The following is a 16,495-nucleotide window of genomic DNA, read 5'->3' as shown; positions in this document are numbered from 1 at the left end:
TATGATTTTTAACTGTAGGGGTAGGTCTTGTGCCTACCCTGCCTCAGATCGAGGGCAACCACAAGGGATTGCCCCTACCAATTTCATCCCCAGATTCAGCAATGCCCGTTTTTCTAGGGCAACTGATTTTGGCTGCGCTAGGGCGATCGCGGTTGCTTGTCTGGCTCAAGCTGTTTCGGTTGGGATGCTGCCAAAAACTGCTGTGGCAGAACAAATTTTTGACTCTCACAATCTGGCACCGTCGCTCGTGGCACAATTGCCTGACCCAAGCCGCACGACTCCCGATCCGAATCGCGATCGCTTGATCCAACCGCTTCCTGCACCCACTCCGCTTCCCCCGCCTCAAACTCAGCCGATCATTCCGGCTCCGACGACTCCGATTACGCCGCCTGACTCAACTCAGCCCACCCCGACTCAGCCAACGGTGCAAATTCCAGTGAAAACGATTGAGGTGGTTGGCAGCACGGTTTTAAAGCCCAAGGATTGGAATCCAATTATTCAGCCGTTGCAAGGGAGATCGGTTAGCTTGAGTGAGTTGCAGCAAGCAGCCGATCGCATTACGCAGCTTTACCTCGATCGCGGCTACATTACCTCTAGGGCGGTATTGGTTGAGCAGGCTGTAACCGATGGCAGGGTGCAAATTCGCGTAGTTGAAGGATCAGTAGAAGCAATTACGGTGGAAGGTAATCAGCGGGTCAAGTCTGCCTATATTCGCAGTCGCATTGGCTTAGGCGCACAATCTCCTTTGAACCGTGATCGCCTGGAAGATCAACTGCGCTTGCTCAAAGCCGATCCATTATTTACCAATGTGGAAGCCAGTTTGCGACCCGGCACCAACCTAGGACAGAGCGTGTTGCTGGTGCGTGTAACAGAGGCAAAATCCCTCAGCGGTTTGATTGGCGTGGATAACTACTCGCCGCCTAGTGTGGGTTCGGTGCGGTTGGGCGGTTCTCTTGGCTATCGCAACATTACGGGTTATGGAGACGACATTGGGCTAACCTACTATCGCACGACAGCGGGGGGTGCCGATACGCTAGATCTGGTTTATCGCGTTCCCGTCACCCCTCAAAACAGCACGGTGCAGTTTCGGTTTGCGCCTAACTGGAACCGAATTATTGATCCGGCGTTCAAAGCGTTGGATATTCAAGGGAGTTCCCAACTATATGAAGTCAGCTTTCGGCATCCGATTATTCGCAATCCCCGTCAAGAGTTGGGCTTGTCGATCGGGTTTACCTCCCAAAATGGGCAAACTTTTCTGTTTAATAACATTCCATTTCCCTTTGGGATTGGTCCTGATCAAGAGGGCAACAGCCGCACACGAGTGCTTAAGTTGGGGCAAGATTATGTCAAACGTGATCCTCTGGGGGCGTGGGCGTTGCGATCGCAATTTAGCATCGGTTTAGATATCTTCAACGCCACTGTTAATCAGTCTCCGGTTCCCGATGGGCGTTTTTTTAGCTGGTTGGGACAGGTGCAGCGAGTCCAGCGCTTCGGTACTAATCATCTGGTGATTTTTCAAGCCGATTTGCAGCTTACGCCCGATTCTCTATTGCCTTCTCAACAGTTTGTGATGGGCGGCGGGCAGTCGGTGCGTGGCTTTCGGCAAAATGCTCGATCGGGAGACAACGGCTTCCGGCTCTCGGTTGAAGATCGGATTACCTTTTTGCGCGATGAAGCGGGGGGCGCGATCGCCCAATTTGCGCCTTTTCTGGATCTGGGCAAAGTTTGGAACAATAGCTCTAATCCTAACCCCGAAGCCGATCAGCGTTTTTTGGCGGGGGCTGGGTTGGGCTTCCTGTGGCAACCCTATCCGGGTTTGAACCTCCGCCTGGATTATGCCGTGCCGTTTCTGCGCCTGCGCGATCGCGGTAACGATGTCCAAGATTCTGGCTTTTACTTCAGCGTCAACTACCAGTTTTGAGGCAGGGCAGGGGGTAAGCGATAGAAAATTGCTACCTTCACGCGATGTGCAACTAAGAACCCTCACCCCAAACCCCTCTCCCGCAGGAGAGGGACTTTCAAGAGATTTCTGGTTCCCTCTCCTGCGGGAGAGGGCTAGGGTGAGGGTTCTTTTAGGCGGTTTTAAGAAAGTCGCACATTGCGTTACCTTCAGTAGATTTGTTAAAAGTTTTGCGTGATTTGCTGGATATAGTTGGTTGAAATTGGTCGATATAGAGTATTAATGAGTTGTCAATTTCTCTGATTTGAGAATCTGATTTGAGAAAGAGATATTTTATTCGTGTGTGGCATTGTTTGAGGATGAAGCGGTATGGTTCAGTCTGCAACGTTGGGATATGCGCCGAATGTGTTGGAACTCGCCCAGCGCGGAAATTTACGGGCGATCGCGCAGTGGCTTAATCAATCGCTGCGTCCTTATGGACTAAAGGCGCGAGTGGGTGCAGGAAATCCTGCCAATCTACGGCTACTGATTGAATTGCCTTTTATTCCAGATCAAGAAATCGCTTCCGGCACCTGGGAAGAGCAACTGATGCGATTTGTTTGTCATCATTTATGGCAGTTAAACTCTCCTGTGATTTGGGGTGCCAATATTGCAGTGCGTCTCGCAAATCAACCCAAACAAATTCTTTGGAAACAATCGGTACGAATTGTTACACCTGCGAATCGGCAGCGGATGCAGCCCCATCAGCAGAATCAACAGGTGCGATCGCGGATTCACAAAACCGCTCGACGTAAAACCCGACTCCGGCTTGCACGCACCTTACTCGTCGGTGGACCTGCCGTTGCTGCCATTATGGTCGGTGGATTTTTAGGCTACAGCCGAGCGCCCATCACCCAAACCGATGCCTCTGCATCTTCCCAATCGGGTAACCCAAATCTCCCGACCCGTTCGGATACTGTTCGGACAGCGCTAGAAACGGTGCCTGTGTTCAAACACAATCAAGTTGCCACCCCCCAAGATCCCACCGTGACACTCATGTTTTCGGGCGATGTCACCTTATCAGATCACTTTGAAGAAGTCATCGGTCAGGATTATCAACGTCCCTTTGCTGCCATGAAAGAGTATCAGCAAGCAGATTTGGCAATGGTGAATCTAGAAAATCCCTTGACCAGAGCAACTCTTGCCATGCCGGGGAAGCAATTCAACTTCAAAGCCAATCCTGATGCGGTCAAAGTGCTGACTTCCGGCGGAGTAGACCTGGTGAACCTGGCAAACAACCACACTATGGATTTTGAAGCGGATGGTTTAAAGGAAACACTGGCAACGTTAGATGCAGCCGGAATCCAATATATGGGAGCAGGCAAAGATTTGACGGAAGCTCGTCGCCCCAAAATTATTGATGTGAAGGGACAACGGATTGCCTATCTTTCCTACTGGGGAGAGGAATATGGCGCAGAAGCAAACAAAGCCGGCGTGAATTCAATTAAAGAAGAGCGGATCGCCGAAGATATTAAAGCGATTCGAGATCAGGTGGATTGGGTCGTGGTGAATTTCCACTGGGGGCAAGAACTGGCAGAAGTTCCCGCCGATTGGCAGATAAAGCTAGGGCATTTCACGGTTGATCAAGGTGCTGATGTGATTGTGGGGCATCATCCCCATGTGCTGCAAGGCGCAGAGATTTATAAAGGTCGCCCGATCGCTTACTCTCTCGGCAATTTTATCTTTGGGGGCAACTCCCGAACGGATTATGATACAGCAGTACTGCAAGTGTCCCTGAAAGACAAGCAGATGAAAGTGGAATTTTTGCCCGTGGAAGTGACGGGCTATCAGCCAAAAATTGCCCAGGGCGATCGCGCCACAGCAATTCTCGGAAACCTGACACAGCGCTCTGCCAATTTTCAGCAACCCATGCAGTCGCCTGTAATCCTGGATGCCCGTGCGCCACAAACTCCAGTCCCCGCTGCGCCAGAAGCTTTGGCTCCTGCCCCTGCCACCCTGCCCGCGTCTCCCTCTCTGCCTCCCCTCAATCGCGAACCTGCACCCGCACCCACACCCGCGCCGCTTTCTCCCGACAATTTAATCCCGCCGCCTGCGGATGCTCCAGCCGTTGATGCGGGGACGACTATACCCCAAATATCGACTCCAGAAGCGCTGAATAGCCCAGCAGTTCAGCCTAGCCCCGAAGCCACGTATACCCCCACGCCCATTGACCCGGCAAATACCGATATTTTGCCCGGTTACGGAGAACTCGCTCCTCCAACGCCCACACCCACAAGCAACCCCAATGATGTCACCCAGCCACCAGCCGCCCAAACCGAAGCTCCAGTAGTTTCTCCCAACGCACCCCAACTGCCTCCTTTTGCCAACCCCAGCAATTCGTTTACCAATTCTCCTAGCCAAACTCCGATTAAAGGAAATCAGCAGGACAATCAGCAAACTCCCCAGGTCACTCAGCCTACTCCAGCGGATGCCGTCGATTCTACGGCGTTACCGGCGGCGCAGCCCAACACCGTTAGTTTTAAGATTCACCCTAAATCTGGAGTGAAACCTGTAGAAAAACCAGTGCCAGCGATGCAAGCCGCGCAGCCAGAGAACGCTGAAAAAGATTTTGCGACGCAAGATGTCGCCTTGAAAGCGCCGATGATGTGGTAGCCGATATGGGATAGCTGTTAACGGCTCATTAATCCGAACAGGTTAAAGTAAGGGGGTTTTAGAGCAAGGAGCTAAGCATGAGCGCGATCTCAACAGAGCAACGCCAATATCTCACCTATATCCTCACCGATGAGGCAACTGGGGCAACCCTGGAAATCGTGCCAGAACGGGGCGGCATCGTCACGAGTTGGCAAGTAAACGGTCAAGAGCTTTTTTATTTAGATAAAGAACGCTTCACCGATCCAACGCTAACCGTGCGAGGTGGCAATCCAATTCTGTTTCCGCTATGTGGCAACGTGGTGGATAACACTTACACCCACAACGGCAGAACTTACAGCATTAAGCAGCATGGCTTTGCTCGTGAACTGCCTTGGAGCGTGATCAACCAAACAACGACCAACGGAGCCAGCCTCACCCTTGGATTAAACAGCAATGACCAGACCCGCGCTGTCTATCCCTTTGAATTTGAGCTTGCTTTTACCTACACCTTGAAGGGCGACACCCTTACCCTAAACCAGCGCTTCACGAATCATTCCAGTGAGCCAATGCCCTTTTCTGTGGGCTTTCATCCCTACTTTGCTGTCTCTGATAAGACCGCGCTGCAAATTCAGATTCCTGCCAGCGAATTCTATGATCAGCGTGCCAAAGTGTCTCAGGCTTACACCGGAACCTTTGACTTTGAACTCGATGAAATTGATGTGGCGTTTACCGAACTGTCGAGCCATGTAGCTGTTGTCACTGATCCAAATAAGGCGCTCAAACTTACCTTTAGCTTCAGCCCAGACTTTTCTACGCTGGTGTTTTGGACGGTTCACGGCAAAGATTTTTACTGCTTGGAACCCTGGACGGCAGGCAGAAACGCGCTAAATACGGGCGATCGCTTAATCCATCTTGCCCCCGGAGCCACCCTAGAAGCCGAATTTATAGTGAAAGCCGAGTCTTTAAATTAACTTCTGACTATAGATGGGGCTAGTTCCACGATGTCTTCCACGATGTTTTCCCCGATGAGAGTGGGGCGTGGTTCAAGCCCTATCAAAAATCTAGCTCAGAAATATCGTGTTGATTAGAAAGCAACGTTGACGAAATAGCGCGATCAAGGCAATTCCTATCTCAAAAATACTTCACATTCGGTTATGTATTGAGATAATAAAGATTCATTTTTTTGGTATCCGTAGAGGTTCAGTGTCATTAACTACAGCAATCAGAATTTAAGAAGATAATCGCTTCTTTCAAACTTCTTAAAACTGATTTTCTTAGCCGCATATAATTACTGCGATCGCAGTAGTTTCACGGATAAAGTGATAGGCAAATCACCAGTTACTTTATAAAAAACAGAAAAAATCATTAATAACGGGTGACTTTCCAGCCTTATTTTCATAGCTTTCGTGGCTCTAGATAAATTTCAAGAAGCACACTTATTCTCTAAAAATCTTAGTGCAAAGCGCTTTATTTCCTTTAGGGCGCTTAATTTCTTTGTTTAAACTAAGGTAGATTCAATCGAATTAAACACTTCATCCAAACTTTATCTTTTTTGTAATAACTTTATGTAAATAGTGTTGTTAAAACAATAATGATGACCTGCTCAGTGAGCAACCAAAAAGCCTATGTATCAATCGAGATCAGTACTTTATAAGGCTTTCTTCAGTTATTAAAAGATTAGTTAAAGATGCATTTTATTCGTTTAAAAATTCAGCTATTTAGCCGATCCTGGAGAGATAGATGGGAATGCTAGGTTTGTATTGTGATAGAGAGGTATTAAGTAGCCTAGGCAAAAATCTTTGTACATCAGCTTTAGGTTTATGTTTTGTTTCTTAAGTTAAATTTCCAAAAATGTTCAGTTTTGAGCTTTACAGCAGTACGAGAAAAGGTCAAGACAATAGCCATTCATTATTCCTTATTTCTAAAGGATCTTTGTGTCCTAACCTAATTTATCCGTTGCTCTATCAGGTTTTCCACATCACGTAATAGGTTGCTTTTCCCATGAGATCTGATTCTTTAAACCGTTCATCAACTTCATCTTCTGAATTAGGCGTATACGAATGTGAGATTCACCTCAAGTTCAGGCTGGTCGAAGAGAAAGGCGCATTTGTCAATCGTGATCAGCTTCTAGAGCTTCTACTAGATGCTTTTTCCTACGGCTCTGACGAGTACATGGAACCGACTCAAATTGAGGTAGCGGCTCAAGAAATCTGCGAGTTATTAGCTTCGCCTCACATGCGTCGCCAACTAATTCGCCTACGCAACTCTAGTGATGGGGGCTAGCAAGTCAGTTCACTGCAACCACCCACGCTTAATTCAGAAATTGTACGCTGCACTAAAGTTATTAATTATTTCTATTGACAGAGGTTCCAATGTTCGCTACCTTGGATAAGGTCTAGCTGATGCGCCCCCATCGTCTAGAGGCCTAGGACACCTCCCTTTCACGGAGGCGACGGGGATTCGAATTCCCCTGGGGGTATGTAAACTCAAATAATGAAGGCGAGGAGTAGATTACTCTTCGCCTTTATTGCTGAATTCTTCAGACTACCTGTTTGCTTAAAAACAGGTTTGCTGAGAGATGCAGTGCCTCGGCTATTCTTCCGAAAACTTTGATGACGCTTCCGCCAATGGCACATCCAACCCTAATTCTGCCAGGTTATTTAGCTGGGGCAGCAGACTATCGCCACCTCCAAAAAGCGCTGGTTGACCAAGGCATTCCAACTGTTACAGTGCCATTGCGCTGGCAAGATTGGGTGACAACGTTAGGCGGACGATCGGTGTCTCCGGTTCTGCGCCAAATTGACCAAGCCGTCACACTGCTTCTTCAAGAAAGTGGTGCTGCCAAAATCAATTTGATTGGGCATTCGGCAGGCGGTTGGTTAGCGCGCATCTATTTAGGCGAAAAACCGTATTGCATCCATCCCAATGATGCAGAAGACTGTGTTTGGAATCGGCGATCGCACATTGAAACCTTGCTCACCTTGGGGACACCCCACACCAGTCTGGAGCGCTGGACGCGAAAAAATCTGGATTTTGTCAATCAAACTTATCCAGGAGCCTTTTACCCCGATTTACGCTATGTCTGTGTGGCAGGCAAGGCAATCTATGGCAAACGCCAACCCGGAAGTTGGCTCGCCTACAGCAGCTATCAACTCACCTGCGGTCAGGGCAACTGCTGGGGCGATGGCATTACCCCGATCGCCGCTGCTCATCTTGATGGTGCCATTAACCTGACCATTGAAGGCGCAACCCATTCGCCCAAATCTGGGCAACCCTGGTATGGCTCGTCAGGGTTATTAGAACAGTGGGTGGACTATTTGAAGAAATGAGTGCAAAGTCATTTGTCCTTAATCCCCGGTGTTGCCCAAACGGTAAGCGATTCTCCCATGGAGAGGCTTCGCCAACGCAAAGCTGAAGTTCACAATCTTGCAGTGTTTCATGCTGATTAATTAGGAAGTGAATTATGTCGAATATAGTCAGACAAAGCGGCATTAATCAGAGTTTGATAGTCCTGATTGCCTGCTTGACGTTTGAAATATTCAATCACAAATGTATCCAGCACAACCACTGATTGCTGATTTCGATCCACTGGAACTCCGCCAACTCGCAAAACTGCCTGCGCCATTTGAGTTTCAGTGACTTCGGGAATGTCTGATAAATCAATGTCTTCATCCGACATGGCATGAATCCGCTCCCAATCAGTCTGAGAGGTTTTGGAAGAAGATGAGTTGTTCACGTTTAGTCCCTCTTCGCATTGAAATGACACGAATTTCATCATTAGCTTCGGTATGGGCGATCGCCACCAAAATTTGATCTAATAGACCCAGTGTAATAAAACGCTGCTCTCCATAAGCAAAGCGATCGTCCTCATAGGTAAACGTTCCACCTGTAAAGACAATTTCAGCATCGGCAAAGTCAAAACCATGTTTTGCCAGGTTCGATTGACGTTTGTTTTCATCCCAGATGAATCGCATAGCCTTACTATATCTGCAATGTACCGTATCGAGATCTTCACCTGAAGTTGACTGTATAGCATCGAGATCTCCGACTTCTTGCCCTTGCCTGAAGTTGCCTGCGCTGTGCCGTAGAAGTCGGAGATCTTCGTAAAATGCTGCATAATTTGGGGGTGAGAGGATGATAGATTTGCAGTCAATGCTTTTGCAAAAATTCCCCATGCAACCGATTCAGACTCTCCGCTTCGCGGCTGTGGCGCTCCTGCTGACTGCTGGGATTCCCCTAATTACCGCTCCCAATTCTCTACGTCCTGCTGTTGCTCAAACGGTGGGCGATTCTCCCACGGAGAGGCTTCGCCAACGCAAAGCAGAGGGCGATCGCTTCTACTGAGATGCTGTGGAGATTTGCATCAGACTGTTTCTCTCGAAGTTGACCAATCTTGAATGGAAAGACCCGGAATTCTCTCAAAGTCCTTCAGATTTCGAGTCAAAAGAATCCCATTTTGAGATAGGACGATGGATGCAATCCGTAAATCCTGTGTACCAATGCGAATTCGTTGTGCTTTTAAGCTTTGGTAGATTTCCTATGCCTGAGCATCATACTGGAGTATTTCAAACGCTGATAAGAATGCGATCGTTTCTGTGAGCCAGCGGTAGGTAACTCCCCGTTTCGTGTCGTTTCCGGCTTCAGTAATTTGAGCTAAGCGACCCCGAAGTTGTTCTTCAGCATTGATCGCGGTTGTGATCAGTTGCACTTTGGTGTCCTCCATTCTGGACACAACTGCTGGGTGATTGCGTCCATAGAGGCTGAGGTGATCGGTATCAAAAATATAGGGTGTCATTCGGCATCTTCTGAGGCGTTCGCCTCTTGGCGAATCACAGTCAGTTTTTCCATCCAATCCTCAAAGGTTGGATCATCAGCAAAAATTCCGGCACAGGACATCGGAGAGGCGGTATGGGTTGAATCTGCTGCCGCATCGACTTCAATGGTTACAAACTTACCCGTTGCCAGCTGGAACTCTAGAGCCGTTTTGATCTTTGCGATCGCGTCTGCTTCAGTGGTGCCTTCAACTGATAAATTTGGGATGCCCACAACGGAGGCAACAAACCGTTGCTGTGCGTAACTTTGAAGAAAAACCTGATACTGCATAATTAACATCGCCTAATTAATCAAATTAATGCGTAGCCTTTCCCAGTTTTTTTTAATCTCCTTGCCGCTTCTTCCGATCTTCCGCGTCAATTCGCTGACGCAGCGCTTCCTCTGCAAAACGAATGTTTGCTTCAATCGGTTGACCCGCTTCATCAAACATTGGAGGCATTACCTGCCATTGAACAGTTGGGTCATAAAAGTATGTTCGCATTGCTTCAAGGTCATCCCGATGTTCCAAAATGTAAGCTTTTAGTTCTGGGCGGCTCATTTCTTGATAATTTGGCGTTGTCATGGAAACCTCCAAACTCCACTAGGTGGAACAATAACTTCTAAATCTTCACCTGCGAGGATATAAACATCTCCAGTTGCAGGATCAAACCGGAACAGATGAATGTCTCGATAGGTGTTTGAGAGCATTTGACAGACACGGAGACAGGCTTGAGCTTGTTGATCTGTAGGTGAAATGATTGATTCCTCAATTTTGACACAGCCATTAAGAAAGATACCACCGTTTAGATTGTGTAAAGTCGTCTGCATCACCGCATAATTTGCGGGTGAGAGGGTGATAGATTTGCAGTCAATGCTTTACTGCAAAAATCCCCATGCAATCAATCCAGACTCTCCGCCTTGCGGCTGTGACGCTCCTGCTGACCGCTGGGGTTCCCCTACTCCCCGCTGCCGATTTCCTAATTTCCGCTGTTGCCCAAGCGCAGACGACAGCAGACCGAAAAGCGGAAGCTAATCGCCTGTTGCAGCAAGGAAATCAGCAGTACCAAGTTAGCCAGTTTACTGCCGCGTTGCAGTCCTGGCAGCAGGCGCTCGTTCTGTATTGGGAAATCAAAGACCGACGGGGAGAAGGAAATGCTCTGGGCAATTTGGGCAATGCTTACGACGCTCTCGGCAACTATGGCAAAGCGATCGAGTTTCAGGAACAAAGTTTAGCGATTTGGCGAGAAATCAAAGACCGACAGGCGGAAAGCGGTATTTTGAACAATTTGGGTAATGCTTACGAGAAACTGGGCAACTATGCCAAAGCGATTGAATATGACGAACAACGTTTAGCAATTGTGCGGGAAATCAAAGAACGGCGCGATGAAAGACAAGTGCTGGGCAATTTAGGAGTTGCTTACGCCACTCTCGGCAACTATGGCAAAGCGATCGAACTTCACCAACAAAGTTTAGCCATCGCACGGGAAATCAAAGACCTTGAGGGCGAACGTATTTCGCTTAAAAACATTGGTACTACTCTACAAAAGCAAAAGCAATCCGATCTCGCCATTGTTTTCTATAAACAATCGGTCAATGTTAGTGAATCGATTCGACAAGATATTCGCAAGCTCGATCGCGACCTGCAAGCGTCTTACACTGAATCAGTCGCATCCTCATACCGCAGCTTAGCCGATCTGTTGCTGCAACAAAACCGGGGGATGGAGGCGATGCAAGTGCTGGATTTGCTCAAGGTGCAGGAACTGCAAGATTACCTGCGGGATGTGAAAGGAAATGAAGTATCTAAACAGGGTGTTCCTCTGTTGCCGCAAGAGGAAACTATCCTGGAACCCATAAACCAGGGCAAGCGATCGCTGAGTCAGGTACTCAGCAGTCCGGCGACCACCACCTTGGTGCAACAACTGCAACAAACGGCGGCGGCGCAAAATCTGACGTTGCCAGCTTACAAAGATTTGCAAGCCCGGATTCAAAAGCTGGGTAAAAATATTGCCCTGTTTTATCCGCTGGTTCTGGACGATCGCCTAGAACTGGTTCTCTTCATTCCCGATCGCCCACCGATTCGCAAAACAGTCAACGTCAAACGGGCTGAGTTTGAACGCGAGATTGGGGCATTTCGTCAGGCTCTCCCTGACATCAGCGCCTTGCCCAAAATTCGTCAATCTGCCCAACAGCTTTATACCTGGCTCGTGCAGCCGATCGATGCGGAACTGAAAGCCGCCAAGGTGCAAACGATCGTCTATGCACCTGATGGACAGATGCGCTATGTGCCACTGGCAGCACTGCATGATGGCACTCAATGGTTGACCGAACGCTACCAGATCAATTACTTAACGGCACTGGCGCTGACTCCAATTGATGCGCCCGATGCGCGATCGCCCACTGCCCTCACCGGAGCATTAACCCAAGAGCGAACGATTACTGTGGCTGGAGCCACCTATTCTTTTAGCCCACTCAGTTACACGCAAGCGGAAGTGAACCAAATCGCTAAAATGATTCCCAATACCAAAGCGCTGATTGACCAACCGTTCAACCGGAAGAATCTATTGGCACAAATGCCACACGCTGCGATCGTGCATTTGGCAACTCACGCGAAATTTGGCGGCACTCCAGAAGAGTCGTTCATTGTGTTGGGGGATGGTGATGCGGTGACGTTGCGCGAAATCGAAGCTTGGAAACTGCCGAATGTGTCGCTGTTTGTGTTGAGTGCCTGCGAAACAGGGCTGGGCGGCAAGTTGGGCAATGGACTAGAGATTTTGGGGTTTGGCTATCAGATGCAGCGGACGGGATCACGAGCGGCGATCGCGTCTCTTTGGGCAGTCAGAGATGACAGCACATCTGAATTGATGAGTGAATTTTATGCGGCATTGCAAAAAGGCGGTTCCAAGGCGGCAGCGCTGCGGCAGGCGCAAATTGAGTTGATCAACGACAGCAGCTATCGGCATCCGCTCTATTGGGCACCGTTTATTTTGATTGGCAATGGGTTGTGATAGTGCAAAGGCTACGGGTGCATCCCATAGTTGTGACCCTCACCCTAAATCCCTCTCCCAGAGCGGGAGAGGGACTTTGAAACACTCTTGCTCCCCTTCTCCTCTTTTGGGAGAAGGGGCTGGGGGATGAGGGTCAACTTGCAAAACTGGGATGCACTCAAGGCTGCTTATTCGTCATTCCCCCGATTGCTCTACATAGACCGAGCCTTGCTCTTGCCCATTCAGGGGAATGCTTTTGAAGCGGAGATTGCCTGTAACCACGACTTCTTGCCCTGAATCAGGGGGCTGTTTTTGGGTGAGTACCCAAATTTTGCCAGTAGAGTCCTGAATTTCATAAACAGTGCCCTCTAGAATCGGCACGCGATCGCCCACTACGCCCTTCACAGTCACCACCGAATCCCGATCAGCCGTTTTTTGAACCTCTTGAATTGAGGTGGTTTTTGGAGGAACAATTTCACCCATGCTACTCCCTCCGCCACTCACAGAAGCAGCTTGCCCTCCACAACTGACCAAGGTGATTAGAAGTCCCAACACTATCCATCGCTGACCTGGCAACAGTGCTGGTTGCCTCGCTGGTTGCCTAATACTATGAACTAGCCCATTCAAATTTAGAGGAGTCATCACAGAACCCATTGAATCTGAGACACTGATCAACAGCTTACTGTGTTAATACAGTTTAGTGTCACGGTTTGCTTTATACACTTATTTCACTGTTTATCCTGCATGTCTTCTGCGATCGCCCAACTTTTGGATGGTAAAGCTCTTTCTCAGCGCATCCAAACCCACCTCATCCAGCAAATTCAACAGCTAGAACCCCAAAAAGGTCGCCCTCCCGGATTAGCGGTACTCATGGTGGGGGATAACCCGGCTAGCGCCGCCTATGTCCGCAATAAAGAACGCGCTTGTACCAACGTGGGGATCGCCTCTTTTGGCAAACACTTTCCCACGAAAACCACTCAAGCAGAGCTAGAACAAACGATTCAGGCGCTTAACGAGGACGATCGCGTGGATGGTATTTTAGTGCAGTTGCCTCTGCCACCGCATTTAGATGCCGTTGCCCTGCTGAATCAGATTCACCCAGACAAAGATGCGGATGGTTTGCACCCCGTCAACATGGGGCGACTGCTTCGAGGCGAGCCAGGATTACGGAGTTGCACCCCTGCCGGGGTCATGTGGATGCTGCAAGAATACGGTATTAATCCTAAAGGCAAACATGCGGTGGTGGTGGGGCGCAGCATTTTAGTAGGCAAACCCCAATCTTTGATGCTACTGGAAGCGAACGCCACGGTCACTATTGCCCATTCGCAAACCGCTGATCTAGCCGCAATTACCCGCACTGCCGATATTTTGATTCCGGCAGTCGGTCGCCCTGGCTTAATTACGGCGGATATGGTCAAACCCGGCGCGGCGGTGATTGATGTGGGTATGAACCGTGTTACTGAACCTGATGGCAAATCTCGCTTAGTTGGGGATGTGGATTATGACAGCGTGCAAGCGATCGCGGGCTATCTTACCCCAGTTCCCGGCGGTGTTGGACCGATGACCGTTGCCATGCTGCTCAAAAACACCATAGAAAGCTATGAAAGACGAATCTAATCTCTATTACTGAATGTTCCACGAGTGCATAAAGCTCCGTAGAATGATTAGAAGACTGATTAGAACGGATTTTTATTTGCGGAACCCACCAGTCAATACCGCTTTCTTTGCAAATCTTTCTTTGCAAATATTGATTCCATAGGTTCCCCATAGTGCCCATGCACACGTATTCTTGTGTAATTAAGAGAAACTGGGAGGGATATGAAATGGTTATGACGGATGATGTACGAGCTTCCCAGCGGAAATCTCACTTTGACCTGCCCACTTATCTTGCAGAGCGACAAACCCAGGTTGAGATAGCGTTGGATCGTTCTCTTCCAGTAATTTATCCTGAAAAGATTTATGAAGCTATGCGCTATTCGCTCATGGCGGGAGGAAAGCGGTTGCGTCCAATCCTTTGCCTTGCCACTTGTGAATTAACGGGCGGAACCGTTGACATCGCAATGCCGACTGCCTGCGCGCTGGAAATGATTCACACGATGTCGCTGATTCATGATGACTTGCCCGCGATGGATAATGACGATTATCGTCGTGGTAAGCTTACTAATCACAAAGTTTTTGGCGACGATGTGGCAATTTTGGCGGGAGATGGTTTGTTAGCCTACGCTTTTGAGCATGTTGCGATCGAAACAAAGCATGTTGCCGCTGAAAATCTACTGAAAGTGGTTGCCATGCTGGGTCGTGCAGTTGGGGCAGCGGGTTTAGTCGGGGGTCAAGTGGTTGATTTAGACTGTGAAGGAAAGTCAGACGTTTCGCTGGAAACCTTGAATTTTATTCATAACCACAAAACTTCAGCTTTGCTTGAGGCATCTGTGCTTTCGGGTGCGGTTCTCATAGGTGCGCCTGAGGACGACTTACAACGACTGTCTCGCTATGCAAAAAACATTGGGTTAGCCTTTCAAATTGTGGATGACATTTTAGACATCACTGCAACTCAGGAAGAATTGGGCAAAACGGCTGGTAAGGATTTAAAGGCGAAGAAGGCAACCTATCCAAGCATCTGGGGGCTGGAAGAATCCCGTTGTCAAGCGAAAAAGCTAGTTGAAGGGGCAAAAGCAGAACTCGCAATCTTTGAGGACAAAGCTGCTCCTCTAGTAGCACTGGCAGAGTTTATTATTGCTCGAACTCATTAAGTATTGAGTGTTTAATACTCGTTATTTGCTTGAAATCATTTCATTTCTCCTATTGAACTCTGATTGACTAAACACTCAAACGCCCTTCTCACCCACGGAAACCCATGCAGGATTTTAGCGACATTCTTCACAACCAGATACTCGTGGTTGCGATCGCGGCGTGCTTGATAGCCCAAGTGCTTAAAATTCCGGTCGAATTGGGCACCCATGGAAAGCTGAACTTACGCGCCTTTGTAGAAACTGGAGGAATGCCCAGCGCTCACTCTGCCTTTGTCACCGCTTTAGCGACTGGTGTAGGGCAAACTGTAGGCTGGGCAAGCCCTGAATTTGCGATCGCGGTTGTGTTTGCAGTCATTGTTATGTATGACGCTGCTGGAGTGCGGCAAGCGGCAGGCAAGCAGGCGCGGGTACTGAACCAAATTATTGATGAATTCTTTCAAGGCGAGCATCAATTTACAGAAATGCGCCTAAAAGAACTGCTGGGACATACCCCTTTTCAGGTCATTGTGGGTTCCATCCTTGGAGTTGCCATTTCTTGGATAGCTGAAATTGCCTATTGAGTATTTATGCTTTCTAAAGTTTGAAAAGCATTCACCCAATTAAAAGAGCCGAGAATTGAAGGGCGACTCTCTTTCCTATTTTCTACGTTAATGACTGCACTTGCGCGATCGACAACCCTGTCAAACGAGCGACTACAGAAATTTCCATTCCCTCTCTTAGCAAATTCATTGCGACCTGCTGAAGCGCCTCTTGGCTGCCTTCTGCTTTGCCTTCTGCTTTGCCTTCTGCTTTGATTGCTTGATAGGTGACTGATTCTTGCATAACGTCCCTCCGCAAGACTTGCTGAATTGCTTCTGTCTCTAATATTAGCCCAGCCAAAATAAACGTGGATGCTGCCACATTACTTTGAGTACGTGGATCAGGAATTTGGCTAATTGCCTGAGCGACTTGCTGTAGGGTATTAATGGGGTCATTTATCTGGCTCAATATCGCAAACGGCAATAATCCAGGCGTTAGCAAAAATGAATGGGTGGGTTGCTCCCATAACCGGATCACCTCAAACTCATGACATGTTTTTTCTAGACTGAACAGGGTTTGCTGCACTAGATCAGATGTGGTGGGCTGCAAGTAGACCACCACTTGACGCATCTGCTTGTGAGGAAATCGCCGATAGACTCGCAGCCGATAGTCAATCATGCGAAAAGGAATGTCACGTTTGGGCTGTGTTTGAAATTCCAGGTGCAGCACTACGTCCTCTGATTGCAATAGAATCAGCGCGTCGGCTCTAATTGGCTCCAGAGAAAGTTCTGAAGGACTAAGTTCTGTTAGAGAAATGGGTTCTCCCAATAGCCAGGTGGCAAAGTCTGTAGGAAAGGTTTCTACGAGGAACTTGCAGATGTTATCGAACATGAGGAGAT

18 protein-coding genes and 1 tRNA gene are annotated in these 16,495 nt (G+C 48.5%); 11 read left to right on the top strand and 8 right to left on the bottom strand.

Features of this window, described 5'->3' with window-relative positions; translation table 11 throughout:
* The 6 genes from AB3R30_RS04540 to AB3R30_RS04515 form a co-directional block, all read left to right on the top strand.
* The coding region (locus AB3R30_RS04540; RefSeq protein ID WP_458647953.1) for a ShlB/FhaC/HecB family hemolysin secretion/activation protein at nt 1-1,921 on the top strand (1,921 nt) is incomplete at its 5' end.
* Nucleotides 1,922-2,269: 348 nt separating this feature from the next.
* On the top strand, nt 2,270-4,552 hold the full coding sequence (locus AB3R30_RS04535; RefSeq protein ID WP_458647952.1) for a CapA family protein: 2,283 nt from the start codon (nt 2,270-2,272) through the stop codon (nt 4,550-4,552).
* Between the two features lie 77 nt (nt 4,553-4,629).
* On the top strand, nt 4,630-5,502 hold the full coding sequence (locus AB3R30_RS04530; RefSeq protein WP_458647951.1) for an aldose epimerase family protein: 873 nt from the start codon (nt 4,630-4,632) through the stop codon (nt 5,500-5,502).
* Between the two features lie 1,030 nt (nt 5,503-6,532).
* Nucleotides 6,533-6,814: an Npun_R1517 family heterocyst differentiation transcriptional regulator gene (locus AB3R30_RS04525; RefSeq protein WP_458647950.1), complete on the top strand. Its 282-nt coding sequence runs from the start codon at nt 6,533-6,535 to the stop codon at nt 6,812-6,814.
* 123 nt (nt 6,815-6,937) lie between these two features.
* A tRNA-Glu gene (locus AB3R30_RS04520) sits at nt 6,938-7,010 on the top strand.
* Nucleotides 7,011-7,143: 133 nt separating this feature from the next.
* On the top strand, nt 7,144-7,860 hold the full coding sequence (locus tag AB3R30_RS04515; RefSeq protein ID WP_458647949.1) for an esterase/lipase family protein: 717 nt from the start codon (nt 7,144-7,146) through the stop codon (nt 7,858-7,860).
* Between the two features lie 116 nt (nt 7,861-7,976).
* On the opposite strand, the gene AB3R30_RS04510 is transcribed toward AB3R30_RS04515, so the two are convergent.
* The gene (locus AB3R30_RS04510; RefSeq protein WP_458647948.1) at nt 7,977-8,267 is read right to left on the bottom strand and encodes a BrnA antitoxin family protein; all 291 of its coding nucleotides are present in this window, start codon (nt 8,265-8,267) and stop codon (nt 7,977-7,979) included.
* Complete coding sequence (locus tag AB3R30_RS04505; RefSeq protein WP_458647947.1) at nt 8,230-8,505, bottom strand: BrnT family toxin; 276 nt, start codon at nt 8,503-8,505, stop codon at nt 8,230-8,232. Before AB3R30_RS04505 ends, AB3R30_RS04510 begins: the two co-directional genes overlap by 38 nt.
* A 199-nt stretch (nt 8,506-8,704) precedes the next feature.
* Between AB3R30_RS04505 and AB3R30_RS04500 the strand changes: the two genes are divergently transcribed.
* Nucleotides 8,705-8,875, top strand: coding sequence for a hypothetical protein (locus tag AB3R30_RS04500; RefSeq protein ID WP_458647946.1), 171 nt, complete (start codon nt 8,705-8,707; stop codon nt 8,873-8,875).
* Nucleotides 8,876-9,068: 193 nt separating this feature from the next.
* Here the strand turns inward: AB3R30_RS04500 and AB3R30_RS04495 are convergent, their stop codons facing one another.
* Genes AB3R30_RS04495 through AB3R30_RS04480 form a run of 4 tightly spaced genes read right to left on the bottom strand, consistent with a single transcriptional unit; the run spans nt 9,069 to nt 10,171 of the window.
* Complete coding sequence (locus AB3R30_RS04495; RefSeq protein WP_458647945.1) at nt 9,069-9,326, bottom strand: type II toxin-antitoxin system VapC family toxin; 258 nt, start codon at nt 9,324-9,326, stop codon at nt 9,069-9,071.
* A complete protein-coding gene (locus AB3R30_RS04490; RefSeq protein WP_458647944.1) occupies nt 9,323-9,634 on the bottom strand; it encodes a type II toxin-antitoxin system HicB family antitoxin in 312 nt (103 codons plus the stop codon). The genes AB3R30_RS04495 and AB3R30_RS04490 overlap by 4 nt, the downstream gene beginning before the upstream one ends.
* A 52-nt stretch (nt 9,635-9,686) precedes the next feature.
* Entirely contained in the window at nt 9,687-9,926 is a 240-nt protein-coding gene (locus AB3R30_RS04485; RefSeq protein ID WP_458647943.1) for a DUF6887 family protein, read from the bottom strand.
* The gene (locus AB3R30_RS04480; RefSeq protein ID WP_458647942.1) at nt 9,923-10,171 is read right to left on the bottom strand and encodes a DUF6888 family protein; all 249 of its coding nucleotides are present in this window, start codon (nt 10,169-10,171) and stop codon (nt 9,923-9,925) included. Before AB3R30_RS04480 ends, AB3R30_RS04485 begins: the two co-directional genes overlap by 4 nt.
* Nucleotides 10,172-10,236: 65 nt before the next feature.
* On the opposite strand from AB3R30_RS04480, the gene AB3R30_RS04475 reads away from it, so the two are divergent.
* Nucleotides 10,237-12,348, top strand: coding sequence for a CHAT domain-containing protein (locus AB3R30_RS04475; RefSeq protein WP_458647941.1), 2,112 nt, complete (start codon nt 10,237-10,239; stop codon nt 12,346-12,348).
* Between the two features lie 174 nt (nt 12,349-12,522).
* On the opposite strand, the gene AB3R30_RS04470 is transcribed toward AB3R30_RS04475, so the two are convergent.
* The gene (locus AB3R30_RS04470) at nt 12,523-12,969 is read right to left on the bottom strand and encodes a hypothetical protein (RefSeq protein ID WP_458647940.1); all 447 of its coding nucleotides are present in this window, start codon (nt 12,967-12,969) and stop codon (nt 12,523-12,525) included.
* 102 nt (nt 12,970-13,071) lie between these two features.
* Between AB3R30_RS04470 and folD the strand changes: the two genes are divergently transcribed.
* The 3 genes from folD (at nt 13,072) to AB3R30_RS04455 (ending at nt 15,637) form a co-directional block, all read left to right on the top strand.
* Complete coding sequence (folD, locus tag AB3R30_RS04465) at nt 13,072-13,944, top strand: bifunctional methylenetetrahydrofolate dehydrogenase/methenyltetrahydrofolate cyclohydrolase FolD (protein ID WP_458647939.1); 873 nt, start codon at nt 13,072-13,074, stop codon at nt 13,942-13,944.
* 206 nt (nt 13,945-14,150) lie between these two features.
* Entirely contained in the window at nt 14,151-15,077 is a 927-nt protein-coding gene (crtE, locus tag AB3R30_RS04460) for a geranylgeranyl diphosphate synthase CrtE (RefSeq protein WP_458647938.1), read from the top strand.
* A 104-nt stretch (nt 15,078-15,181) separates the two neighbouring features.
* Nucleotides 15,182-15,637 (top strand): divergent PAP2 family protein, encoded by a 456-nt coding sequence (locus AB3R30_RS04455; RefSeq protein WP_458647937.1) that lies wholly within the window; start codon nt 15,182-15,184, stop codon nt 15,635-15,637.
* 82 nt (nt 15,638-15,719) lie between these two features.
* On the opposite strand, the gene AB3R30_RS04450 is transcribed toward AB3R30_RS04455, so the two are convergent.
* Nucleotides 15,720-16,487 (bottom strand): Rpn family recombination-promoting nuclease/putative transposase, encoded by a 768-nt coding sequence (locus AB3R30_RS04450; protein ID WP_458647936.1) that lies wholly within the window; start codon nt 16,485-16,487, stop codon nt 15,720-15,722.
* Between the last annotated feature and the right edge of the window lie 8 nt (nt 16,488-16,495).

It is taken from the genome of Sivoneniella epilithica UHCC 1019 (genome assembly GCF_040830845.1).
Taxonomy (GTDB): domain Bacteria; phylum Cyanobacteriota; class Cyanobacteriia; order Leptolyngbyales; family Leptolyngbyaceae; genus ULC077BIN1.
The sequence above is the reverse complement of the archived record's forward strand: the minus strand, read 5'-3'. Positions and strand labels throughout refer to the sequence as shown.